The sequence below is a fragment of the Leptospira koniambonensis genome (assembly GCF_004769555.1).
Taxonomy (GTDB): domain Bacteria; phylum Spirochaetota; class Leptospiria; order Leptospirales; family Leptospiraceae; genus Leptospira_B; species Leptospira_B koniambonensis.
The window spans coordinates 1,214,606-1,237,476 of the sequence record NZ_RQFY01000004.1 but is presented as its reverse complement, the minus strand read 5'-3'; the positions used below and the strand labels follow the sequence as shown (position 1 = coordinate 1,237,476).

General features: G+C 38.6%; 22 protein-coding genes and 1 tRNA gene. 8 read left to right on the top strand and 15 right to left on the bottom strand.

The genetic code is table 11. The annotated features are described in order from the left end of the window. Positions 1-175: 175 nt before the first annotated feature. The 8 genes from pth to EHQ52_RS09730 form a co-directional block, all read right to left on the bottom strand. The gene (pth, locus tag EHQ52_RS09765; protein ID WP_086447991.1) at positions 176-739 is read right to left on the bottom strand and encodes an aminoacyl-tRNA hydrolase; all 564 of its coding nucleotides are present in this window, start codon (positions 737-739) and stop codon (positions 176-178) included. 42 nt (positions 740-781) lie between these two features. After that, positions 782-1,417 carry a 50S ribosomal protein L25/general stress protein Ctc gene (locus EHQ52_RS09760; RefSeq protein ID WP_135615004.1) on the bottom strand — a complete coding sequence of 212 codons (636 nt, stop codon included), beginning with the start codon at positions 1,415-1,417 and terminating at the stop codon, positions 782-784. A gap of 17 nt (positions 1,418-1,434) precedes the next feature. Continuing rightward, positions 1,435-2,376, bottom strand: coding sequence for a ribose-phosphate diphosphokinase (locus EHQ52_RS09755; protein WP_135615003.1), 942 nt, complete (start codon positions 2,374-2,376; stop codon positions 1,435-1,437). After that, positions 2,373-3,128, bottom strand: coding sequence for a sugar phosphate nucleotidyltransferase (locus tag EHQ52_RS09750; protein ID WP_135615002.1), 756 nt, complete (start codon positions 3,126-3,128; stop codon positions 2,373-2,375). Before EHQ52_RS09750 ends, EHQ52_RS09755 begins: the two co-directional genes overlap by 4 nt. Before the next feature lie 25 nt (positions 3,129-3,153). Beyond that, positions 3,154-3,229, bottom strand: a tRNA-Gln gene (locus tag EHQ52_RS09745). Between the two features lie 10 nt (positions 3,230-3,239). After that, positions 3,240-4,133, bottom strand: a complete 894-nt coding sequence (locus EHQ52_RS09740; RefSeq protein WP_135615001.1) for a 4-(cytidine 5'-diphospho)-2-C-methyl-D-erythritol kinase — start codon at positions 4,131-4,133, stop codon at positions 3,240-3,242. Between the two features lie 45 nt (positions 4,134-4,178). Next, positions 4,179-6,056 carry a leucine-rich repeat domain-containing protein gene (locus EHQ52_RS09735; protein WP_135615000.1) on the bottom strand — a complete coding sequence of 626 codons (1,878 nt, stop codon included), beginning with the start codon at positions 6,054-6,056 and terminating at the stop codon, positions 4,179-4,181. 19 nt (positions 6,057-6,075) lie between these two features. After that, on the bottom strand, positions 6,076-7,035 hold the full coding sequence (locus tag EHQ52_RS09730) for a helix-turn-helix transcriptional regulator (RefSeq protein ID WP_135614999.1): 960 nt from the start codon (positions 7,033-7,035) through the stop codon (positions 6,076-6,078). Between the two features lie 163 nt (positions 7,036-7,198). On the opposite strand from EHQ52_RS09730, the gene EHQ52_RS09725 reads away from it, so the two are divergent. Further along, positions 7,199-7,504, top strand: coding sequence for a hypothetical protein (locus EHQ52_RS09725; RefSeq protein WP_135614998.1), 306 nt, complete (start codon positions 7,199-7,201; stop codon positions 7,502-7,504). Between the two features lie 23 nt (positions 7,505-7,527). On the opposite strand, the gene EHQ52_RS20325 is transcribed toward EHQ52_RS09725, so the two are convergent. Beyond that, positions 7,528-7,659, bottom strand: coding sequence for a hypothetical protein (locus tag EHQ52_RS20325; protein ID WP_279638300.1), 132 nt, complete (start codon positions 7,657-7,659; stop codon positions 7,528-7,530). 89 nt (positions 7,660-7,748) lie between these two features. On the opposite strand from EHQ52_RS20325, the gene EHQ52_RS09720 reads away from it, so the two are divergent. Further along, entirely contained in the window at positions 7,749-8,156 is a 408-nt protein-coding gene (locus EHQ52_RS09720) for a 5-fold beta-flower protein (protein WP_135614997.1), read from the top strand. A 79-nt stretch (positions 8,157-8,235) separates the two neighbouring features. Here EHQ52_RS09720 and EHQ52_RS09715 read toward each other — a convergent pair whose 3' ends face one another. After that, a complete protein-coding gene (locus EHQ52_RS09715; protein ID WP_135614996.1) occupies positions 8,236-9,798 on the bottom strand; it encodes an LA_3751/LA_3752 family putative glycosyltransferase in 1,563 nt (520 codons plus the stop codon). Between the two features lie 128 nt (positions 9,799-9,926). On the opposite strand from EHQ52_RS09715, the gene EHQ52_RS09710 reads away from it, so the two are divergent. Continuing rightward, entirely contained in the window at positions 9,927-10,163 is a 237-nt protein-coding gene (locus EHQ52_RS09710) for a hypothetical protein (RefSeq protein ID WP_135614995.1), read from the top strand. Between the two features lie 63 nt (positions 10,164-10,226). Here EHQ52_RS09710 and EHQ52_RS09705 read toward each other — a convergent pair whose 3' ends face one another. Beyond that, complete coding sequence (locus EHQ52_RS09705) at positions 10,227-10,562, bottom strand: LIC10421/LIC12816 family protein (protein ID WP_008595389.1); 336 nt, start codon at positions 10,560-10,562, stop codon at positions 10,227-10,229. A gap of 574 nt (positions 10,563-11,136) precedes the next feature. Between EHQ52_RS09705 and EHQ52_RS09700 the strand changes: the two genes are divergently transcribed. Beyond that, entirely contained in the window at positions 11,137-11,559 is a 423-nt protein-coding gene (locus EHQ52_RS09700) for a VOC family protein (protein ID WP_135614994.1), read from the top strand. A 3-nt stretch (positions 11,560-11,562) separates the two neighbouring features. Here the strand turns inward: EHQ52_RS09700 and EHQ52_RS09695 are convergent, their stop codons facing one another. Further along, entirely contained in the window at positions 11,563-12,675 is a 1,113-nt protein-coding gene (locus tag EHQ52_RS09695) for an AraC family transcriptional regulator (protein WP_208653471.1), read from the bottom strand. Between the two features lie 116 nt (positions 12,676-12,791). Here EHQ52_RS09695 and EHQ52_RS09690 point away from each other — a divergent pair, with 116 nt between their 5' ends. Continuing rightward, positions 12,792-13,934, top strand: coding sequence for a DJ-1/PfpI family protein (locus tag EHQ52_RS09690; protein ID WP_135614992.1), 1,143 nt, complete (start codon positions 12,792-12,794; stop codon positions 13,932-13,934). A gap of 77 nt (positions 13,935-14,011) precedes the next feature. Here the strand turns inward: EHQ52_RS09690 and EHQ52_RS09685 are convergent, their stop codons facing one another. The 3 genes from EHQ52_RS09685 to EHQ52_RS09675 form a co-directional block, all read right to left on the bottom strand. Then, positions 14,012-14,959, bottom strand: coding sequence for a tetratricopeptide repeat protein (locus EHQ52_RS09685; protein ID WP_167492199.1), 948 nt, complete (start codon positions 14,957-14,959; stop codon positions 14,012-14,014). Positions 14,960-15,069: 110 nt separating this feature from the next. Beyond that, positions 15,070-16,308, bottom strand: a complete 1,239-nt coding sequence (locus EHQ52_RS09680; RefSeq protein ID WP_135614990.1) for a M48 family metallopeptidase — start codon at positions 16,306-16,308, stop codon at positions 15,070-15,072. A 9-nt stretch (positions 16,309-16,317) separates the two neighbouring features. Beyond that, positions 16,318-17,337 carry a helix-turn-helix transcriptional regulator gene (locus EHQ52_RS09675; RefSeq protein WP_135614989.1) on the bottom strand — a complete coding sequence of 340 codons (1,020 nt, stop codon included), beginning with the start codon at positions 17,335-17,337 and terminating at the stop codon, positions 16,318-16,320. 157 nt (positions 17,338-17,494) lie between these two features. On the opposite strand from EHQ52_RS09675, the gene EHQ52_RS09670 reads away from it, so the two are divergent. The 3 genes from EHQ52_RS09670 to EHQ52_RS09660 all read left to right on the top strand — a co-directional run bounded on the left by EHQ52_RS09670 (position 17,495) and on the right by EHQ52_RS09660 (position 22,746). Next, entirely contained in the window at positions 17,495-17,710 is a 216-nt protein-coding gene (locus EHQ52_RS09670; RefSeq protein WP_100709009.1) for a hypothetical protein, read from the top strand. 174 nt (positions 17,711-17,884) lie between these two features. Continuing rightward, on the top strand, positions 17,885-18,985 hold the full coding sequence (locus EHQ52_RS09665; protein ID WP_135614988.1) for a DegT/DnrJ/EryC1/StrS family aminotransferase: 1,101 nt from the start codon (positions 17,885-17,887) through the stop codon (positions 18,983-18,985). Between the two features lie 410 nt (positions 18,986-19,395). Further along, the gene (locus EHQ52_RS09660) at positions 19,396-22,746 is read left to right on the top strand and encodes an efflux RND transporter permease subunit (RefSeq protein ID WP_135614987.1); all 3,351 of its coding nucleotides are present in this window, start codon (positions 19,396-19,398) and stop codon (positions 22,744-22,746) included. The last annotated feature ends 125 nt before the right edge of the window (positions 22,747-22,871 follow it).

Below are 22,871 nucleotides of genomic sequence, written 5' to 3'. Positions count from 1 at the left end.
TGTAACTCCCAAGCTCCGCCATCTCTTCGGAGCCACATTCTTCCCGTAGGTTAGACTAAAGGAAGCAGGCATTGGACCTGCCGGAATCGTAAACCGGATACTACTTGGAAACCGCTTCGAGTGAAAAGGTTCCCCATAATCAGAGTCCCTTTTTTTCCGGAAAAGTAAAGGATTTTTACAATCTGTATTTTTCGATCACGTCTTCAATATCGCCCAAACTGATGGAGCGAATTGCAGCTTCCGCGTCGTTGATGATCTGGATCAAACTTAAGTTTTCGAGAGGTTGGAAATCTTCCTTCAAAAATCCGTCCAAATTAGTGCCATCGAATTGGTCGTTACCGATCCCGATACGGATGCGGATAAAATTTGGAGAACGTAAGGATTGGATCACTGATTTGATCCCAGGATTTTCGTTCCCGTTAGCTCCCTTATCCACTACAATTTTACCCAAGGGTAAGGTTAAATCTTCGTGGATTACAAGAATATCCTGTACCTGAATTTTCAGGAAGGAAGCTATGTACAGAACTGACTCGCCCGATAGATCGCTGAAGGTTTGAGGTTTTAATAATACAACCTCTTCTCCTTCAAAATCGCCGCGCCCGATCAAAGACTTTTTCTTCTTAGTCTTGATCTCAACATTGATGTTATTGGCGATCACGTCTAAAATTTTGAAGCCGATATTTGCTCGGTTATTATTGTATTTGTCTCCGGGATTACCCAATCCGACGATTAGCTTCATACAATAACGTACTCCAATTTTTTAGATCTCGGGAAGGGAAAATTATTTCCCTTTTTTCGCTCCGGCTTTTGCTCCCGGTTTCGCGCCGGCAGCTTCCTTAGCTTCTGCTCTTTCTTGAGCAAGTAATGCTTTGGTTTTCAGAACTGCTGCTACGATCGGATCTCCGTTCACTAAAATTTCCCAGCTGGCAGGAACTTTTAAGTTACTAACTTTGATAAAATCGCCTACATCAAGATCAGTTACGTCTAGAACCAGAGTTTCGATTAGATCCTCAGGAACAGTTTTCACACGGATCTCATGGATCAAATGATCGAACTGACCACCCATCTTAGAACCTTTTGCAGTTCCCTCGGTGCGAATTCCGATCTTAGTAACGATCTTCTTACCAGGCTCAACTTTGTAGAAGTCTACGTGGCGAATTCTGTCGATCTCAGGAAAACGTTGTACTTCTTTAACGAAAACCTTTTGGACTCCTTCTCCCTCTACTTCCAACTCGATTAGAGTGGATTGACGGATCCCGGAATGAACTAGTTTTTCAAGTTCTTTCTCGTTTACGGAACCGGATGCGGCATTTCCGCCTCCGATAATGTTAATAGGAACTTGTCCAGCTTCGCGAAGACGATTGTTTACGTTCTTGCCGGTTTCAGTCCTTTTTTTAACAGCTAATTTGTGGCTCATTTTCTTTACCCTTGTTCTTATATAAATAGGTCGCTGACCGATTGATTGGTCGATATTCTCTGGATTGCAGCCGCGAATAACGGAGCAACCGAGAGAGTTTTTAACTTAGTGATTTTTTTGGACTCTGGGATCTCAATCGTATTAGATAATACGACCTCCGTAAAAGGAGTAGAGTTCAAACGATCGATAGCTTCTCCGGAAAGTACTCCGTGAGTAGCTGCACAATACACAGATTTAGCTCCATTTTTCAAAAGAGCGTCAGCTGCTTTACAGATAGTTCCAGCAGTGTCGATCATATCGTCCAGAAGGATACAATTCTTACCTTCTATCTCTCCGATCACATTCATCACTTCGGAAACGTTTGCCTTCGGTCTTCTCTTGTCTATGATCGCTAAAGTTGCGTTCACTTTTTTACCGAAAGATCTGGCTCTTTCTGCACCGCCAGAGTCAGGAGAAACGATAACTAAATCTTCGAATTTCTTGCTTAAAATATATTCTACTAGCACTGGGCTGAAATGCAAATTATCCACAGGAACTTTGAAGAAACCTTGGATTTGATCCGCATGAAGATCCATTACGATGACTCTAGTCGGGCCCAAAACTTCGATCAGATCCGCAACTACTCTTGCAGAAATAGGAACTCTTGGTTCCGCTTTTCTATCTTGGCGTCCGTAACCGTAATAAGGAACAACTACAGAAATACTTTTTGCAGAAGCACGTCTTAACGCGTCCATGATCAAAAGTAATTCCATTAAATTGTCGTTTGCTGGAGCAGAAGTAGATTGGATTACAAATACGTCTCTTCCTCGTACGTTCTCTTCTATCTTAACCGCGATCTCTCCGTCGGAAAATTTACGAAGATTGATCTTGCCTGGAGCTATTCCTAACTCTTGGCAAATTTCATTTGCGATTGTACGATTGGAAGATCCTGAAAAAACTGCGATATTAGAGCCGCTCATTTTGCAACCGCTCCATTTAAAACTGCCGCTAAGTTTTCCAGGTCCGCGGGAGAATTCACACCTTGGCTTTCTCCGCTGTTTTTAAGAATCACTGCGCCCAACTTTTTTCCTTCTTTTTTGTACAACTCTACTAGATCAGGAAGATAATATTCTCCCTGAGCGTTGCTGTTTCCTATTTTTCTAAGAGATTCGAAAAGAATTTCAGAACTGAATACATAAGTTCCGGTGTTGATCTCGTTTATTTTTTTCTGTTCCGCATCTGCGTCTTTTTCCTCAACGATTGCAGTTACATCTCCAGAAGAATTACGAACAATCCTTCCGTAACCGGTAGGAACATCTACCTTTGCTGAAAGAAGAGTAGCGGAGAATTCATTTTGGACATGAGTGGAAATGAGAGAACCGAATGTGTCCCCTGTGATCATTGGAACATCACCACAGGCTACAAGGATAGGACCTTTATGGGATTTTACAAATTCTTCGGCGCTTAATACTGCGTGAGCTGTGCCTAATTGCTCTTTTTGTTCGGCGAAACGAATGCCGGGGATCCCAGCGCAAAGTGCTTGGACTTCTTCTTTTTTATAGCCTACAACTATGACTATGTCATTGATACCCGCTTCTTTGAGGTGATCAATAACATGGTTTAAAAGGGGCTTTCCATTTAAAGGAACAGCCACCTTTGGGAGCTCCGTCTTCATGCGGGTTCCCTTTCCCGCAGCTAATACTACGGCGACTGCTTCCTTTTTGGCGTCCATTCAGTAATCCGGTGAAATCAAACAGTGGCTGGGCCGATAGGATTCGAACCTATGAAATGGCGGTACCAAAAACCGCTGCCTTACCACTTGGCGACGGCCCAGTTTCGTTCTTTAATAATTAAAGCTTACAAACGTAAGGTCGGGAAATTCCGTTTGCATTTTGGCTAACAGCTCTTCCCGTATTTCCAATCCCTGCACCAAACCATAGACACAAGATCCTGATCCAGTTAAGGAGGAGTAACTAGCTCCATTCGCCAAAAAACTTTCCTTTAATTTCCCTAATTGGGGAAACTTTTGGAAGGCAAGAGGCTCGAAGTCGTTTACGAGCTTTTCTCTCAAAGCCGCCCAATTTCCTTCTTTTAAAGAAAACTCGACGTCATTGCCTAGAGAAATCCATCTTTTCGAGGGAGGGTCGGCTTGTAAAGGCTTTTTGAGACCTGCGTACATTTCAGCGGTCGAGAGCACTTGAGGAGTTAAGGCTAAAATTCCCTGTCCTGAATGCACTTGAATGTCTTTTAAGATCTCACCTTTTCCGGACACCAAACAATGATTTTCGGATAAGAAGAAGGGAACGTCAGCCCCGATCTCAGCTGCCAATTTGAAAATATGATCCGAATTAAACTCAGGACTCAAACCAAAATAAAAAGAGAAAAGTGATGCGGCGTTTGTAGATCCACCCCCTAGGCCAGCAGCAGGAGGAATTTTTTTAGTAAGATGGATCCTCACACCTGGTAGTTCTCTGTAATGAGCTCTGATCTTGGAGAATGTTTTGAAAAGAATATTCTTACTTAGGTCTCCTTTCTCTGAAACCTCGTCGTACAAACGTCTCTTTTCCAAAATGATCTGGTTATCAGAAATCAATTCAAAAGATCCAGAAGCGATAGGTTCAATCAGGATATCATCTCCCCAATTCAAACGTAAGAATACACTTCGGATCTCATGAAATCCGTCAGGCCTTTTGTATGGGATCTCTAACCCTAGGTTGATCTTTGCGGGAGAAAGCAAGGTATATCCTGAATCAATTGTAAAGAGAGAAGAGTCAATCGATTCCTAATTTAGCTCGTTCGGATATATTCCATAACTTTTGGAACAAGATTTGATTTTTTTAAAATTCGATTTATTTATCGGATTTTCGCCCACATATATCGTCGGAGGATAAGGATTTTTCCTTTTCCCACATAAAGTCTCCGGTAAAAAAGTAATTTTGTTCTGTGCCAAATCCAATCGTATCAATTTGTTTAAACTAAGTAATTCGGAAGGAAACTCTGAAATTTCATTCTCTTCCAAAGAAATATATTCTAAATTTTTAATATTTGACAAATATTCAGGAGGTTTTTTTAAACGATTTTCGTTTAAATCTATATAACTCAGACTTTTTAAATTTCCCCAAGATAGAGGGAATCGTTTAATGCGGTTGCCAGATAAATATAAATGAGTTAAACGAGACCAATTCGGGACCCGGTCAGAAATTTCGGATATTTGAGCATCATTCAGATCTAATTCAATAATCGAATCCAATTTTAAAACAGAAGAAGGGATGGTTTTAAGAGGATTATAGGATAAGTTCAATTTTTTTAAACTTTGTAACTGTAACAAACATTCTGGAACTGTATTAAATTTGTTTTTGGACAGATTCAAAGTTTCTAGGCTTTTCAATCCTTCTATCGATTTACAATCCATTTCAGTTAGTCCATTGCCAGCTAAAGTAAGAGATTTCAAATTTTTAAATTTAAATAATTCGATAGGGAACTCGGTTAAATACTTTAATTCGAGTTCAGTAATCTCATTCTTCTCAACTTCTGATAATTCTAAATAGTCCTCATAAAATCGGACTCCCCCTTGTGTTTTTCTAAATGAAGGACTTCTTTCCCGAAGATAGGAAATTCTCAGATGTTCAAAATCGCCTTTGGTTTCCTCTATCGTTTTGTTTTTGGGCCCGAATATCTCTTCATTTTTCGATTTATCTATTTTATGGACCAAATCAAATTCTATTACAGTTCCCTTATATAAAAAGACACTGTATCTGAAAGTTTCTAATCTTCGGAATCCTTGCATTCCTGGGGCTTGGAAGGTTTCTGATTTTTCTTTGATCCGGTATTCAATAAAACAATCGAACTTGACCTCCTTCTTCCCTTTGGTCCAAATAATCGGCTTCGAAAGCGTATATCTCCGAATAATAGAGGTCTCTGGATTCATCTGATAAAGTTCTGCTTCGGAAGTTTTTCCAGGTTCAGGAAAAATATCCGGAAAGTTCATAGGCTGAACGTATTGATTATAATAAACATCTTTGCTGAATTCTTTCGAATCAGGGTATGTAGGAACAAATTTCCTTTTTGGAATGGATGAAAATGTTAAATCAGATTTTTCCCCTTTGATCCCTTGTATTAAGTTTTCCCATAATACTTGTGAAATTTCAGGCTGTTTTTTGGATGGAATGAAATTAAGAAATATTACCCAGTTTCCAGAATTTGGATGGATCAATATTAAATTAAATGAATCCTTTCTTTTATTCTCTCCCTGGATCGTAAGTACGGGAAATCCTTTAGTGTCTATCCTAGTCTTCTTTAATCCGTCCCTTTCATCTTCTCCATAAAATTTCTGCTTCGCATAAAAGAAGAGTGTAGAAGGTTCGATAGAATACATAGGATAATTCAGCTTGCTCTCATCGATCACTCCTCCATTCAAATTGATTGAATCTATATCCTCGTTATGTATAACATATTGAGTTAATACAGAACGAGGTTCACTTACGAGTGAATAATCTTTGGGAACCACAAAATCAAAAGGAATTTGAAAAACCGTAGAATTCTCCGTGAGATCTTGGTAACTAATTTTGTAAAATTCAGGTTTTTCAGACTCTGCATTTGAATCAAAAAATGTGAAAACAGAAAGTAAAAGTACGGAGACAAGAAGAGTTTTGCTATTCACGAATTCCTCGTTAAAGATTTCACTGATTATTACTAAATGTATCCCTTTCGGTAGACCAATAAGCCATCATTCTTTCTTTTAATTTAATTGGATTATGAAGAATTACATTCGGACCAAAACCTTTCAGAACAGACAAAAACCAATCCTGGTTTCTAATTTTAGCCTTAGAAAGATAATATGTTGTATCTCCGATCTGCTTTTTGTTAGAAGTCCTTTCCAAATGAAGACGAGAATGTAGATTAAAATATACTTCTGCAGTATGATAGATCTCCGCGAAATTTGAGTCCCCTTCTCCACCCTGGACGAATTCTTTTAATTTGGAGATTGCATTCTTTCTTTCTACGTCTGGGATCTCTGCAACATTTTCCTGGGTTCTATTCAACTGAAGAATGGAATCCAATCTAAATGTTCTGGGTGCTTTTCTGGAATGGCAATATCCAATCAGATATTCTTCTCTAAAACTCAATAGAGCCCAAGGATCTACTTTTCTGGATTCTGGCTCTGATTCTCCCTGGGCGCGATATTTGATCTGTAAAGATTTACCCTCGGATATAGAATCTTCTATATTCTTCTTTAATTCGTTTTCACTAGGTATTCCCGCAGAAGGAAGAATTGTATGAATTTTATCTAATATAGATTTTAGGATCTTTTTTCTGGAAGAGCCGGTTTCTTTTTCATCTTCTTCCAAAAACAATTTTCGGATTGTGGCCCATTCTTTAACGCTTAGTACCAAACCTTGTTCCAAGCTTATAGGCATACGAATACCGATCGTCTCTCCATCATAATCCAACTCCACAAATTGGTCTGGAGTATACGGATAAGAACCCACCATATATAATTTTCCGAGTTCTTTTTTAAGATCTTTTATATCATCGATTCCGGAATATTTGGAAAGATCCTCCAAACTCATTCTTTTGTTCTCCTGCAAAAGATGAATCACCGCTAATTTGGTTTGGAGTTTTTTCGTACTTGGATTCATGCCGGACATTCTTTCTTCGGGGAAATTCAGAGACAATCAAAAATACGTATCATTTGAGAAGGATTTTTTCAGGCCCTTCTTTTTACAGAATCGTAATCGAAAACACGGGATTTTAAGACGGATGATACCTATTTGTCCGCTCTTTCTAATAGAATGTGGTTATATGACCCAAACGTCTTTTTTAAAAAATACATTTAGACTTCTTCCTAAATTTTATCTGGAGTTATTTGATTCTGAGCAAGTGTTTTTGGCCACAGTACAAATTATAGGAAAGAGGATCTTACGATTTCGCATAGATTCCAGAGTTTCGTATAAAAAAGGAGATGGAGTGTATGGAAGATTGTACGGACTGAAATCCATTTTCTTTATTCCGATCTCAGGAATTGTAAAAGAAAGAAAAGAGGTACAATCCAAATATTATTCCAAATTTTGCGAAATAGAATTAGAATCTGATGAAGATATAGAATAACGGATAACGCACCTATTTACTTATTATTTAACTACCTTTTGTTTAGATAAATTACAACCATTGGATAGAAATGAGCCTACTGAACGGACCGCTTCATTCAATCTGAAAGTATTTTTGAAATAGGCTCTTGCATTTCCTGCAAAGGGAATGAACAATACATTTCCAAGAACATACCACGCAAAAAAATATTTCCATACTTGTTGCCTTAGACATACAAATTGAACAAGAAAACGGAGATACACGAATGAAACCAATTTTGAAACTCTTAGCTGCGGTCCTTTTTTTAAGCGCTGGTTTGAGCTCTTTGCAGGCAGGTGATCTGAGAAAAAATGGCTCTCTTATTGGCAGTATCGACTCCAGCGGAGATGTAAGATTGAACGGGTCTCTCGTGGGAAGATTTGAATCCGGCGGGGACGTTCGGAAAAACGGAAGCCTAATCGGTAGAATCGACTCTAACGGAGATATTCGAATGAACGGATCACTAGTTGGTTCGATTGATTCCAGCGGAGATGTGCGCAAGAACGGAAGTCTGATCGGACGTATCGATAGTAATGGCGACGTACGAAAAAATGGTTCCTTGATCGGTAGTGCAGTAGGAATTCCAAGAGCACAAGCAGCAGGATTCTTTTTCTTCTACTTTTTGAACGAGTAAGATCGAAAAAAGCCACACATCGTTTTGCGCTGCCTCCGTCCTGAGAAAGCAGTGCAAAACATTCCAGCATTCCCAGGTTTTATTTTCTTTCCATAGAAAAGATCAAAACATCTTCTTTATTTTCTGACCAAACCTTTTTGAATTCAGGACCCAAAGCCTGCGTAATACTTTCATAATATTTATTTCTCAGAAAAGGATCAGACTCATTTAAACTTTGCGCGATAGAAGCTTTCGTTTGCACGAATAATATTTTCTTAAATTGCTCAGGACTATTTTTAGAGAAGAAGTTTTTAATATGACCTTCTTTCATAAGCCAAACAGAAGGAGTTTGGAAAAAGTATTTTCCTAAAATCTGAGAATAAGTCCTGATCTGAACTACAACTAAATCAGGCTTTTGTTCCAAATAGATCGAATTCAGTTTAGTGGTCTTTCTTCCGTATTTTCCTAAAATTTGGGTATAAGAAAAACTGATATAGACTGAATAGAGAAGGATCGTATAAAGAAAAATTTTTGCGATCTTACGGAACTTCTCCCCTATATTTTCGAGTAAGATCAAAAACATTCCTGCAAAAGCTGGCAAACTTAAATGAAGATATCTAGAACCAAAATCTATAATTCCATCGTTTGGAGCAGAAATCACTAAAGCTAAAAACGCGGCCAAACCAGAATAAACAAACAAATCCCGATTTGACATCTCAAGTGCAGAACTTCTTTCAAAAGGATTCTTCTTAATTAAAATATAATATATAAAGAAAAATAGAACGATCAAAAACCCAGGAGTATATCCAAAAAATCCGATCCGATTTGGATTTGCGATCAATAACCCTGTGTAAATTTTCCACTTCTTCCAAGGAAGCAAAAACATTGTAGGTTGATTGAAAGAGAATCTTGGACCCAATGGATGTCCATACAGAACATATTGAATTCCAAACAAAAGCCCTACTCCGATCAAAAATCCAAGCGAATACGCTAAAATTTTCCTTCTTTCTTCTACATTAGAAAACTTGTATATACTTAAGAAAAATATAAATGCTAATGGAAATACGATACTTTCTATCCTAAACCAAGCAGAAGAAGCAGAGATAAAACCTGAACTTACAAATCTTAGCCAAGAAGATGATGTATCCGGTCTTAAGAATAAAAAACTTCCTCCTATGAACAAAAAGGAAGCGATACCTACATCCGGGAAAAAGTACCCGTTCACTAGAAATGGAGAGGCTAAGACCAAAACTCCTAAGTAGATCGGATCCCAATCCCACAAAATAGAAAGAAGCCAAAAGGATAGAAGTACCAAAATCGCAACTGCGACATAGACTCCTACGATCCCACTCCAAGGAAGAAGCGCCGCATATACATAACCTAAGGCAGCGGGAAATGGGCTGATTAACTCTTCCCCGATACGAATACATTCAGTCGGGCAAAAATTTCCTTCCGGATCTAAACTTTTAGAAGGTAGAGCCAAATTGCCTGAAAGAAATCCGTTTCTTCCTACGGATTCTCCCAGTATAAATTTTCCCAAATGATCTGAGTATAATTGTTCACCAGGTTTTAATAAGAATGGATATAATAAAGGAAGAAGGAACAAAAAACAAAACGTGAGCCTTGTCCATTTGGAGTGAAACTTTCCGCCCAGAAAACTCATCAGGGCAAAATAGAAGGTTCAAACGGTCTCACAATCCTTTTTCGAAGATTTACCTAATCCCAAATCGATTGACTCAAGGGAGGAAACCTGAAAGGGTCATAGAATCAGAGAATTTTCCGGAGAGTATTATGAAAAAATCGGTATCATTCACAATTTGTTTCTTATTCGCCGGAAGTTTACTCGGCCAAGACACGAGCACCCAAACTTCTACCAAAGAAAAAATGGTCTGTGAACGTATGGACCTTGAAATCCAAAGCACTACTTATAATGACGCATTGAGATGTGAAACCAAGGACGCTATTTGTTATATGATAGAAGGTTTCAGTATGAGTTGTTTTCCTAAAGATAAGAAAATCTCTAAGTAACAAAAAAAGGCGCCTTACGGCGCCTTGCAGTCGATGGATTTTTAGGATTTGTTGCCTATGTTATTAAAGATTGTTTAGAAATTCTTGTGTTCTTGCAGCTTCTGCTTCAAGAGCTTTTGCTTGTCTTAAGAATTTCTCAGACTGAGCGTTGCTAGCGAGGAATTTTCCACCAGTAGAACGTTTAGCCAATGCTCTTAACTCTTCTGCTCTTTCGTTCTTTTGTTGAGCGATTGCTTTCAAGTAAGTAGCTACTGCAACTTTTTGCTCTTTAGTAACCGCAGCGGATACCAACGCTTGCTCTAAAAGACGATCTTCAGTATCTTGAGAAACTGCAAAAACGGAAGATCCTGCTAAGAAGCCTACTACCAATAGAAGAGAAGTGAGTTTGTTGATTTTCATAAAATTGAAACCTCAAGTTATTTTATTTATATTTTCTGTTCTTGTTTTCGCTTATATCCATATGACCTACTTGCATAGGCGAATGGAACAAAAAAATTTTTATACAAAGAAAAAATTAAAAATTTTTGTTAAACGAACTCAACGAACCATTTATCACATTTACATTTATTAGAATTATCTAATTTTCTAAGCACCTTGTTTCAACTAGCTTCTATCCATTCATATTGAATAAAAAAGAAGCGGAATCGGATGATTTCTCATACCGCTGCTTGAATATAGTACAAGTATCGTTCCGAAGGCTGTTTTTTTCAAGCCAATTCTTTATTAGAAATTCGGAAAATGCTTATTTTTTGAGCACATAAATTGGGCATTTCGCCTTCTACATAGGCAAAAATGGGGTCAAAAAGGGTGTTTTTAGGGGTAAATCGGAAAAATCCAATATGGCGGAATTTTCTAATTTGTTCAATTTTTCACCTTTGCTTTGGGCTTGTCATGGGGAAAATCCAGAGAACCCTTTCAATAAATAAGGAACAAATCTCCTTTTTATTAGAAGATTTCTCCCAAGGGACACAAAATGAAATACTTACACGCTATGATCCGAGTAAAAGATCTGGATCAAGCATTGGATTTTTTCTGCAATAAGTTAGGATTAAAAGAAACAAGAAGACATGATCATCCGGAAGGAAGATACACTCTTGTATTCTTATCAGAGTTAGATAGGAATTCTCCTGAAATAGAATTAACTTATAATTGGGATCAAGATTCCGCTTATACAAGTGGAAGAAATTTCGGTCACTTAGCTTTCGAAGTAGATAATATTTATGAAACCTGCGCAAATCTTCAGGCTAAAGGAGTAATCATCAATCGCCCACCTAGAGATGGTAGGATGGCTTTTATTAGATCACCTGATCTTATCTCTATTGAGTTACTTCAGAAAGGGAAATCTTTAGAGATTGCAGAACCTTGGAAGAGTATGACGAATACCGGAGAATGGTAAGAGTTAGTTTTTAGAATAAGAAGAACGATATTCTCCTGGAGAACATCCATATTTCTCTTGGAATAATTTATGGAACGCGGATTTGGATTTAAATCCTGCCGCGTAAATCACGGCAAGCACTGATCTTTGGGGCTCTTCTCTTAATAATTTGGAAGCTTCTTCCAAACGAAACCCAGTAATATACTCTCTGAAACCAATCCTCATCTTATCATTTAATATCTCTGATAATTGGTGAGTTTTGATCTTTAATTCTTCTGAAAGAAGTGGAAGTGTAAGCTCTTCGTCCAGATAAAGTTTTTTATCTCTCATCAATTCTTCCATCTTTTGAATGACTGAATCCACATCCAGGCCTTGGAGCCTGGTCTCATTATAACCTGCTTCCTTTGCTGTTTTTTCGAAAGAAACAATCAGATCAGGAGAAGTAGAAGCGCTTAAAAAAACAGAACATACAATTAAAACGAGACCTGCGGCCGCAACAGTGAACAAAGGCATGAAGAAGATCTGAGCGATCACAAACAAGAAGATCACAAATATACTCGCGTAGAAGAGCACAAGAAAAGGAGAGAATGCTCGACCTTCTTCTTTTTGGACGAAGGTTTTCCATTTGCGGATCTTTCCGATCAGTAAAAGCGGATACACTAGATTGGAGATTGTTCCTAAAACCAAAAGTCCAAACAAAAACTGGAAATACATACTCCTGGGAGGGAATACGCTTATGTATTCTAATTTGGAATTCGGATTGGATAGAACGAAAGGTAGAAGGAATAAAAACGCCGCGAGCCCAGGAACAAAATGCACCATATTAAGTGCTCTTGCTGGAAGACCTCCCAATCTTATAAAATACAAATATGCGAGAGGTCCTGTGAAAAATAGGAAAGGGATATGGATTTCTGCAAACCATAACTGTTCCTTTAGCTGGTTGGATAATTCCAAATACAGATGAAATTGCACTATGGAAAGAGAAAGAAAGAAGAAGGCGATGGGTTGATAAAATGCAGACTTGGTTTCGGATCCTGTATTTGAATCTTGGATTTTTGAACGTTTGTCCGTTCTGATAAATTCAGAAATGGCCAATAAGAACGAAAGTCCTGCTCCAAACGCCAGAAACGTATCCATAAAATGAAAGAGTCCTATCAGAATTGGATGTCCAGATTTTTTCAGGATTTTTCTTTTTTTAGTCCGTCCGGATACGGAAGGACGACCATATTCAGAAAAGGTCGTATCCTGAATGCATGAAACATCTTAGCCTCCAACCAAATCGTTTTATGAAATTCTTCTGCGGGAGCTTAGCTCTCTTACTATTATTCGGGACTGTAGAATACGGAATATCTTCCGAAATCTCAAAAACTCCAACCCAAGAAGAAGTTTCTAAGATCCCAGCCTATCAGTCCAGATTCGGCAGAAAACAACCAATCATTGCTGTGATCGGCGAGAACCGAATGACTGAGCTAACTGATTTTATGATCCCTTATGGAGTTTTAACTTCTGCAAAGATCGCAAAGGTAATCTCTGTTTTTCCTAAAACTGGCCCAGTCCAAATGTTTCCTGCGCTTAAGATGGAAGCGGAGAAGTCTTTCGATCTTTTTGATTCTGAATATCCAGAAGGAGCGGATTATGTGATCGTGCCAGCAGTTCATTATGCGGATGATCCTAATCTTCTATCATTCGTACAAAAACAATCTGCAAAAGGTTCTACGATTATAGGAGTATGCGACGGAGTTTGGGTGCTCGCAAATGCAGGAATTCTGAAAGATCATAAGGCAACTGGTCATTGGTTTTCTTTTTCTAATTTAGAGAAAGAATTTCCTGAGACTACATGGATCAAGGATAGAAGGTACATTGCAGATCGAAAGATCATCACTACTACTGGGATCACTGCTTCTATTCCAGTTTCATTAGCTTTGATCGAAGCAATCTCCGGAAAAGAAAAGGCTTCAGAAATCGCGGCAAGTTTAGGAGCTAAAGATTGGAAGCCCACTCATAAAAGTACCGATTTTTATTTAAGCAGCAAAGACATGTACATTGCCGCGAAAAACTATCTTGGCTTTTGGAATTATGAGAATTTAGGAGTTAGAGTTTCGGATGGAACAGATGAAATTGTATTAGCCCTACAAGCGGATTCTTTTTCCAGAACTTATAGATCGGAAGTATTTTCTGTTTCAGACCAAAAACAAATCCGAACCAAGAATGGTTTGTTATTACACGTAGACAAAACGCAAGCAGAAGCCGCCAATTTAGATTCTATCTTAGAAAATCTGAATGGAATAGCGGCAGTAACTGCTTATGATAAGAATTTATCAGAGATCGAATCCAAATACGGAACAAACACTGCAGCTTTCGTGGCTCTACAGATGGAATATCCTTGGAGGAAATAGGAAAGATCATGATTTGAGGATAAGGATCTTATCACCCTTATCCAGTTTCTTTAGTTTGATTTGGAAATTGGATTTAGCTATTTTATAAAACTCTTTCCGAGTGAGTTGTCAATGTCTTGAATTTTCTCATTTATGATTATTTTATTGATAATTGATGGAGAATATTTCAGAGCATTTACGTAATATTGTTTAGATACTACTTTTTCGCCCTTAATACCGTAAATATCGCCTAGATAAAAATAGGAATTTGAATCTTTTTGATTTAATTCTATCGACTTTTTGAAATTAACTTCCGCTTCATCATAATTTTTAAGCTGATAAAAACAATATCCTCTAAGTAAATATCCGACCCAGAGGTCTCTGTTCTTTTTAATAGTCGATTCCAAACTAGACAACAAAGACGCATATTGATCACGTTTTGGACCTAAAGCAAGCATCTTTGGGACCAGAATTTCAGATGTCATTCCTTTAGATGCAAAAATGGAACCAATTTCTTCGAAATTAATTCCCTCGATATATTTCCCACTCTTATCGTCCGTTATACGAATCAGGAGCTTCCTAAAATTTTCCCTAGAATCACCTTTCAATTCTTTCATCGCTTTTTCTAATTCATTTATCGCATTCTTTTCTCGGCTGGAACCCTTTATACTGTATACTAAGCCGTCGTATATATGCCATTTCTCAATTACGTTTTCGTTTTTCTTTAAATTTTGAATTAGGCACAAAACAGAATTATCGGAGCGTAACAAACCTAATGCTCGAATAATCGATATGTAATGATCCCTAAATTTCTCATTACTTAATAAGTTACATAAATATCCCGAGTCAGTAGATCCTCCGAAATAACCCAAAAATAAGATTGCCTCATTCTTATTCAGTAAAGTGAGAGGATACTTGCCATCTCCGTCGATTATATTCTTCAATTTATTAATATCTCGAATGTCTGTATTATGATCTTGCGAGAATAGGCTTGAAGCAAATAATGAGAACGAAATCATCAGGAAAAGTAATTTGATACGTTTCATATTAAATACCAATATAATATTTGCTTTAAAGTTTAACTTAAGATCGATCATATAAAGTTCAACTATCGGGTAATTTTTCTACATCTATTGCGTCGCAAAGAATGATTATCTTACTTCCAGTCTTCTGCGAATTCTATTCTTTCCAAAGCGGTTGGATGAGAATGTTCGAAGATCACTTCCAGTTTGTGAGGGTTCAATCTGGATTTATTGTCTTTTGCCAATTTGATCTCGGTGCTAATGAATGATTTTTTATCATTGGTTAGCACGAGTGCTTCTCTGTCTGCTTGGGTTTCCAATGCCCTGGAGAGTGTTGCAGAAAAAGGTCCAAGTACTGTTCCAACTAGGGATAATATCAAAAATAGAAATGGTAAGGAAGAAGGAGAATAAAATTCTTTTAATGGGATCGATTCTTCTTCTCTTACTTTTTGAAATATATATCCTAATAAGAAACACATTAAGAAAGTTTCCAGAGTGCTGAGCGCAATCTCTATCGTTTGGTGATTGTGAACCCAATGACCGATTTCATGTCCTAGTACACTTACTACTTCTTCTTCGGTGTGGTTCTTGATGAGTGTATCGTATAAGAAGATCTTTTTACTTTCTCCCCAGCCTGTGAAATATGCATTTGTATGGCCGGAGTATTTGCTCTCATTGATTACGTAGATATTTTCTACTTGGATATTTGCTTTTTGGCTGAGTGCTAATATTTTTGTTTTTAGGCTTCCTTCTTGGATAGGACCATAATCATAAAAGATTGGTGTGATTAGGATTGGATATAATACGGACATAAGTAATCCGAATCCAAGAGATAAGATAGGAAGTATATATTTCCAAGCGCGTGGAAGATTTTTAAGCACGAATGCTACTACGAGAACGACAGTTTCTCCAATAAGCAATCCGAGTCCGAAAGACTTTTCTTTATATAAGACCCAATCATCAAATGTCATATTAGAAAATTGGAATTCGTGCTCTATCACGAATCCAAAATAATAGCTGAATGGTAAAGAAATGATAAATTCTACGAGATAGAAGGAAGTAAAAAATAGAGATACAGTATAGTAAAATCTTCCTCCTGTTTTTCTGCTAAAGTATTCTTCTAATTTCACTGAAATAGGAGTAAAAACAAATACTCCCGCTAATGCGAAGTCCAGTAAGGAGCTTATGATAGAAACAAAAAATCCTCTTCTTTCGTAGTCTATTCCTGAATTTATATCTTCTTGGGTAAAATATTTTAAGATTCTTTCATGTAACTCTGGAGATAGATCTCCTTGGTAGGAGAAATATTTCATTACAAGAGTGAGTAATATTTGTAAGGAAAATAAAGAGAATAAAATGTTTCTTAGTTTCATGTAATAGTTTTATACTTTTTCGTAGAGTTCTGAGATCTGTTTCACTGAGTTTCGGAAAACTGAATTCAATTCTTCAGGAAGAACTGTTTCGATTGCATCCGGCCATCTCCACAGGAATGGCAATAACCCTTCCAAGTTGGTCGATTGGAAACTGAGTTTATTTTTCTCTTCGGCATATTTGATCCCTGTCAGGAATAGTTTTGCTTTTACGAGACCTTCTTCTTTGCAGATCCATTCCACATTTTTTGGTTCATGGACTGGAAATAATCCTGCATGTATGATCAGATCTTCTTCTGTTTCCTTTTTAGCTCCCCTTGCCTGGTAAAGTGGATCCCCTTGTAGTAGTTCCACTGATAAGATCTTAGGTAGAACGAATCTTTTTTTGGTTTTTTCTTCTCTGTCATAAGCCAGCAGGTAATGATCCTGGCCGCCTTTTCGGATCAATCGGATTGGATCTGCTTCTTTCAGATAAGAATCTTCAGGAAAGGTTTTATAATATTTAATTCGGATTGGAGTATGGTTTTTGAGAGCTTCCAATATTTGAAATGCTGCCTCGCCGAACTCTTCTGAATTTTCCTCAGTGCTATCTGGGATTTCAGGAAAGTATTCCAGATCTCCTGCGAATATTTTCCTAGCAGCGGTATAAAGTTCGTATTTTGGAGCTTCTGAATATCCCTTTAATAGAAGTGCGGAAATTTCTCTTAGTTCTTCTTCAGTGAATTCAAGAGTTTTGGAAAGTGGATCTTTTACGAGTACGTATACAAAATCTTTTCCATTCTTTTGTGGATAATATTTAATATGAAATCCTAGGGCGCCTAACTCTTCTATATCTCTGGATAGTTTTCTTCTGTCTGAGTCTCGGTTCTCGTTGTCATAGAATCCCTCCATGATCTTTCTTAGAGAGCTTAAAGTGATCCCATCCGGAAATCTGAAAAAATTGAATAATAATGTGAGAAGCCTGTACTCTGTGGGATTCATTTCCCTCGGCTCGATTTCCTGATCTATATCTTTGTCTAGTTCTTCTTTCATGGCTCGTTTCTAAATTTTGATTTTTATAAAGTCCCTGGGCAAGGAAAAATCTCTGCCTTGTTTTTGAATTCGGAGAAAGTCTCAAAAAACAACTTGATGAGTAAGATGGATATCTCGATAATTCTCTCGTTTCAGTCGCTTATTCTTAGAGGTTTTTATGGGTAAAATACTAGGTTTTCTTTTTCCGAATTTTGTAGGTCTCATTCTTATTTTACTCGGATGGTGGACAACTATCATCAATGTAGCCACACTTCGTTTCGCTGGTGAGTCTTATTTTAATAAATGGACCTATACAGGTCTGATATTGATCATTATAGGGGCTTATTTGCCTGAAATCTGGATTGGGATCCGTAAGAAAATTTTCGGAGATTGATCCCCTCTTTTTTTCTTGTACGAAAACGTCTAGACATTTCCGCTGGTATTCTGATTATTTGCGCTAAGTGTCCTAGTTGGTCCTAAGCCCGTGGATCTTGAAAAAGATCTTTACGGGCCAAGTACATGGGTTACAATGCGACATAATAAAATTACTGGAACCTGAGAAGGGAAGATGAGCGCGGAAACCGAAGTTTTAGAGAAACCAAGCCGGAAAAAGACCGATATCGAATTCCATAAACCGACTCTTTCTCGGGAAGACCTGAAAACAGTTTTAGAAGCGTTGGTAGAAGACCATCTTGCTTCCGGTTCAGTGACTCATAAGTTTGAGAAAGCTTTTTCTTCTACTTTCAGGACGAAACAAGTAGTTTCCGCAAATAGTTTAACTGCTGCGTATCACCTGTCCTTATTGGCGTTGGAAATCCAACCAGGAGATAAAATTGCTATCTCCACATTCGCTCCTCTTGCTGCTTTAGATGCAATTTTCTTAATGCAAGCACAACCTTTGGTTGTGGATATGGGAAAACATTCTTTCCATATCTGTCCTGAAAGATTATCTTCCGCGTTAGAAGATGAATCCGTAAAAGCTGTGGTTTTAGATCACACTTTCGGATCTTTGGCGGACTTCTCCAAATACGATTTCAAAAACCGTCCTGTAATCGAAGATTTTTCAGAAACTGTTGGTGCAAGAACTGAAACTTTCACTCCAGGGAAACAGGGAAGAATTTCCATTTGTGGACTTTCTATAGAATATCTAATCACTACCGGAAACGGAGCTTTGATCTGCACTGATGATGATTCATTGGCAAAAAAGATTAGAGCCAGAAAAGAAGGTAAAGCACCTTATCCACGCAAAGAAGGCCAGCCTAGATTAGATTACGACATGATCGATTACCAAGCGGCTTTAGGGATCGAACAATTATCCAACCTTGGTGTGATCTTAGAAAGAAAAAGAAAGATCGCTCAAGTTTATCTGCAATCCATCCAAGGTTCCCAAGTTGGTTCTCATTTTAACGATCCGAATTCTGAAACATTCAATCGTTTCGTGATCATTGCTCCAGGTAATTATGAGCAGGTAGAAAGGTACTTCCGTTCTTTACAAATTGGTACTCGTAGAACTGTTGCAGAACCGATCCATCATATTCTTGAACTTTCTAATTCAGATTTCCCTAACGGGGAAAGATTGTACCAAAGAGGTCATTGCATTCCGATTTATCCAAACTTAACTAAGGATAATGTGCAAAGGATCTCTCAGGCGATTCGTAGAATTTACTAAGACCTAAGCACGAAAACATTTCGCACAGAGTTCACCGAGAACACAGAGATTTTTCGTTTTGAAATTCTGTAGGAATTCCTACTAATAGCGTTTTTCCAGTATTTTTGTCACCAGTTGCACCGGGGCTTGGGGCCTTCGTAGCGAAAAATTCCCCCAAGAGAGGGGGCAGCGAAAGACGCGTGTAACGCGGCTGTAGCGCGGGGGAGGCATCCCCCGTCCATTCAAACCGACTTTGGTCTCTTTAATTTTCTCAGAACAAAACTACTTAGTCCGATTCCAAAACCTTTCTTTCTAAATTTCCGAACCGCGGTCCGCGAATTTGTTTTCGAAAATTCAGGAATGGATGGCAATGGACCTCTGAGCAGTTCCTTCATTCGAATTTCGAAATGTTAGGATACTCCGGAGGCAACTTGAATATCGCGCTCCTCTCTATTAAACGTCCCATTTTTATTACCAGTCTTGTGATCCTTATGTTGATCACTGGTATCTTCTCTCTTAGCAAGATGGGAGTGGATCTTTTTCCGGATGTAAATATCCCGGTGGTGACTGTAACTACGATCTATCCTGGAGCAGGTCCGGAAGAGATCGAGGAATTGATCTCTAAACCTTTAGAAGAAGAACTTTCTTCCATTGCAGGTTTAAAGAAGATCACTTCTCGTAACCAGGAAGGTGTTTCCGTCGTTTTAGGTGAATTCACTCTTTCTACTGATATCAAATACGCAGAACAGCAGTTTAGAGATAAGACTGCATCGGTTCGTCCTAAACTTCCAGACGGAATTAAAGAACCTAAAGTTGTTCGTTTCGACCCGGCGGATCAACCGATCATTCGTTTGGCAGTGTTTGCAGATCTGAATCAGGCAAAAATGTACGACCTAGCTAAAGAAACCGTTAAGGCTAAGTTGGAACAAATTGCAGGTGTTGGTTCTGTTAAATTAGTTGGTGGAACTAGAAGAGAGATCCAAATCGAATTAGATAGAAATAAATTAGTTTCTTATCAAATGCCGATGGTGGTGATCGCCAATAGATTAAAAACTGCGGGCTTAAACGTTCCAGTTGGTAAATTTGATTCTGGTGCAAAAGAAACTTCTTATAGAACATTAGGGCGATATGAAACTCTTTCCCAAATTGAAAACACAATCGTTTCATTCGGTGGAGATGTTGGCAATTCTGTACTTATAAAAGAGTTAGGAACCGTAAGAGATGGAACGGAAGATGAAGAAACCTTAGGTTATCTTTGGGCTTCCAAAAGTGACGAAGTAGAAGAAGAGGATGCGGCACTTCTAACCCACCCTTTCACTTGGATTGCTCAAATCCCTAAAAGAGTCAAAAGGACTTTTGCAAAATTAAGCGGAACTAAAGAGCCAGTTATAGAGAAAGAACTGAAGCCTGCTTTATTCATCGACGTTTATAAACAATCCGGGGCGAACACTGTATCAGTTGCGGACGAGGTTTTAAAAAGGATCGATAAGTTAAATGCGGATATCCAACCTCTGGAAGGAAAACCTAAGATCAGATTGATCCGTGATGGTTCCAGATGGATCCGCTACAACGTAGAAGATGTTACCGAGGCAATCGTTCTAGGTATATTACTCGCGGTAATCACTGTATATTTCTTCTTAGGAAATTTAAGATCTACGATCATCACTGGTCTTGCATTGCCTAACTCTTTATTAGGTGCATTCATCATCATGTGGATCATGGGATTCACAATTAACGTTATGACCTTGTTGGCCTTATCTCTCGCGGTGGGACTACTCGTCGACGATGCGATCGTGGTCCGGGAAAACATCTTCCGAAAATTGGAAGAAGGTGCAACCGTGATGGAAGCCGCGGAAAAAGGAACCATGGAAGTGGCTCTTGCGGTTATTGGAACTTCATTAACTGTGATCGCGGTATTCTTCCCTGTTGGATTCTTATCCGGGATTGTAGGCCAATTCTTCAAACAGTTTGGATTGACTGTAGTTTTTGCCATGATCATTTCACTTTTCGACGGTCTTTTTGTGGCACCAATGTTGTCCGCATACTTCGCGGGTAAACTAACCCACGATAAAAAGAACGCTGCAGTAGAAGCATTTGACCGTTTCCAAACTTGGCTCGAAAAAATTTATACGATCACAATGCGTTACGCATTGGCCCATCCAGGTAAGATCATACTTCTCACTTTCTTAATATTTATTCTTTCCTTCGTAAGTTGCGCTTTTGTGAAAAAGACATTCTTACCTGCGAATGATCAGGGTGAGTTTATGGTGACTTTGGATCTTCCACCTGGCACTAGCTTACAAGGAACTAAAGACGTTTCAGATAAGGTTTTAGCAGAACTCCAAAAATTCCCTGAGATGGATAAGATCGCGATTACAATCGGTAAGCCTGATGGTGGAGAACCAAACACTGCAATACTCGCGATCGCGCTTGTTTCTTCTAAAAAAAGATCCAGGGATACAACTTCCATCAAAGAAGAGATCCGAACAATGTTAAAGGCTTATGATTATGCAAGGCCTGCGGTTTCGGATTATTCCGCTGTGGGAGGCGGGGTCCAGTATCCATTCCAATTAGTTCTCAAAGGGAATAATTTGGAAGAAGTGGAAGCATATTCTAAAAAAGTAATAGAAAAACTAAAAGGCATCAAAGACCTAGCGGACATTGACTCCGACTTTAGAGGAGGAAAGCCCGAATACCAAATCGTTTTAGATAATTCTAAAATGCAATTAGTGGGTGTTCTTCCAGGTGTTGCCGGTTCTGAGTTAAGATACCAGATCGCTGGAGACCAGGTCAGTAAATTTTACGATAAAGGGATTGAGTACGAAGTTCGTATGAGACTCAAACCGGACCAAAGGAACTTGAGAGCTGCTTATGGACAGACCAAGGTTCCGAATATCGCTAACAGATTGATCCCTCTGGCTGCAATCAGTAATGGTAAAGAAAATTTAGGTCCTTCTCGGATCAATCGTATTGATAGAGCAAGAGCAGTTGTTGTAAACGCAAACCTTGCACCAGGTGGTGCAATCGGAACTGCAATGGAAGAAGCGACTAGGATTATCACCAAAGAAATTCCTCCTCCTCCAGGAGTTCGTTTTAATTTCCAAGGTCAGTCGGAAGACTTAAAAGAACTATTCTTGAATATCATCGTAGCATTTGGTCTCGCATTGATATTTATCTACTTGGTTCTTGCGTCTCTTTATGAATCATTCATAACTCCGATCACGATCTTATTCGCGATCCCTCCTGCAATTTCCGGAGCATTCTTCGCTCTCTTCTTAACAGGAGAAATGTTGAATATCTTCTCGATGATCGGACTCATCCTACTCATGGGACTCGTTGCTAAAAACTCGATCTTACTTGTGGATTATGCGATGCAGGCAGTGAGAGAAAGAGGTATTACAAGAGACGAAGCTATCTTCGAAGCAGGTCTCGTAAGATTACGTCCAATCTTAATGACTTCTATCGCGATGATCATGGGAACTGTTCCAATTGCACTCGGCCTTGGAGAAGCTGCTAAGTCCAGAACTGCAATGGGTATCGCGATCATCGGAGGTCTAATCCTCTCCACGTTAGTTACATTAATTGTGGTTCCTTCTATCTTTGGCGGTATCGATAAGTTCAGAGAATGGATAGAAGGTAAGTTCCGTCCAGATATGACTGCGACAATCCACAGCGAAGGTGGATCTGGATCTACGAATCATAATCAACCTTCTTTAAGTGAATGGGCTCAAGGTGTAGAAGAGAAACCTAAGAAAGCAAGTAGTTCTAAGAAGAAAAAGTAATCTGTAAAAGTGCTCCCCACCTCTCTCGGTGGGGGGCCGATGCAGTGACACAAAACTCCATTTTTTATTTCCAATCCTCCAAAACTTAGTTCCCAATAATAATCAAATCCCAAATAAAGACTTCA

What these genes read in the sequence shown, in the direction of transcription:
- EHQ52_RS09700 (WP_135614994.1), top strand. Translation starts at nt 11,137, where the DNA reads ATGAAATACTTACACGCTATGATCCGAGTAAAAGATCTGGATCAAGCA.
- EHQ52_RS09715 (WP_135614996.1), bottom strand. Translation starts at nt 9,798, where the DNA reads ATGAGTTTTCTGGGCGGAAAGTTTCACTCCAAATGGACAAGGCTCACG.
- pth (WP_086447991.1), bottom strand. Translation starts at nt 739, where the DNA reads ATGAAGCTAATCGTCGGATTGGGTAATCCCGGAGACAAATACAATAAT.
- EHQ52_RS09750 (WP_135615002.1), bottom strand. Translation starts at nt 3,128, where the DNA reads ATGGACGCCAAAAAGGAAGCAGTCGCCGTAGTATTAGCTGCGGGAAAG.
- EHQ52_RS09675 (WP_135614989.1), bottom strand. Translation starts at nt 17,337, where the DNA reads ATGAAAGAAGAACTAGACAAAGATATAGATCAGGAAATCGAGCCGAGG.
- EHQ52_RS09705 (WP_008595389.1), bottom strand. Translation starts at nt 10,562, where the DNA reads ATGAAAATCAACAAACTCACTTCTCTTCTATTGGTAGTAGGCTTCTTA.
- EHQ52_RS09685 (WP_167492199.1), bottom strand. Translation starts at nt 14,959, where the DNA reads ATGAAACGTATCAAATTACTTTTCCTGATGATTTCGTTCTCATTATTT.
- EHQ52_RS09695 (WP_208653471.1), bottom strand. Translation starts at nt 12,675, where the DNA reads ATGGATACGTTTCTGGCGTTTGGAGCAGGACTTTCGTTCTTATTGGCC.
- EHQ52_RS09690 (WP_135614992.1), top strand. Translation starts at nt 12,792, where the DNA reads ATGAAACATCTTAGCCTCCAACCAAATCGTTTTATGAAATTCTTCTGC.
- EHQ52_RS09760 (WP_135615004.1), bottom strand. Translation starts at nt 1,417, where the DNA reads ATGAGCCACAAATTAGCTGTTAAAAAAAGGACTGAAACCGGCAAGAAC.
- EHQ52_RS09680 (WP_135614990.1), bottom strand. Translation starts at nt 16,308, where the DNA reads ATGAAACTAAGAAACATTTTATTCTCTTTATTTTCCTTACAAATATTA.
- EHQ52_RS09670 (WP_100709009.1), top strand. Translation starts at nt 17,495, where the DNA reads ATGGGTAAAATACTAGGTTTTCTTTTTCCGAATTTTGTAGGTCTCATT.
- EHQ52_RS09710 (WP_135614995.1), top strand. Translation starts at nt 9,927, where the DNA reads ATGAAAAAATCGGTATCATTCACAATTTGTTTCTTATTCGCCGGAAGT.
- EHQ52_RS09725 (WP_135614998.1), top strand. Translation starts at nt 7,199, where the DNA reads ATGACCCAAACGTCTTTTTTAAAAAATACATTTAGACTTCTTCCTAAA.
- EHQ52_RS09755 (WP_135615003.1), bottom strand. Translation starts at nt 2,376, where the DNA reads ATGAGCGGCTCTAATATCGCAGTTTTTTCAGGATCTTCCAATCGTACA.
- EHQ52_RS09720 (WP_135614997.1), top strand. Translation starts at nt 7,749, where the DNA reads ATGAAACCAATTTTGAAACTCTTAGCTGCGGTCCTTTTTTTAAGCGCT.
- EHQ52_RS09730 (WP_135614999.1), bottom strand. Translation starts at nt 7,035, where the DNA reads ATGAATCCAAGTACGAAAAAACTCCAAACCAAATTAGCGGTGATTCAT.
- EHQ52_RS09665 (WP_135614988.1), top strand. Translation starts at nt 17,885, where the DNA reads ATGAGCGCGGAAACCGAAGTTTTAGAGAAACCAAGCCGGAAAAAGACC.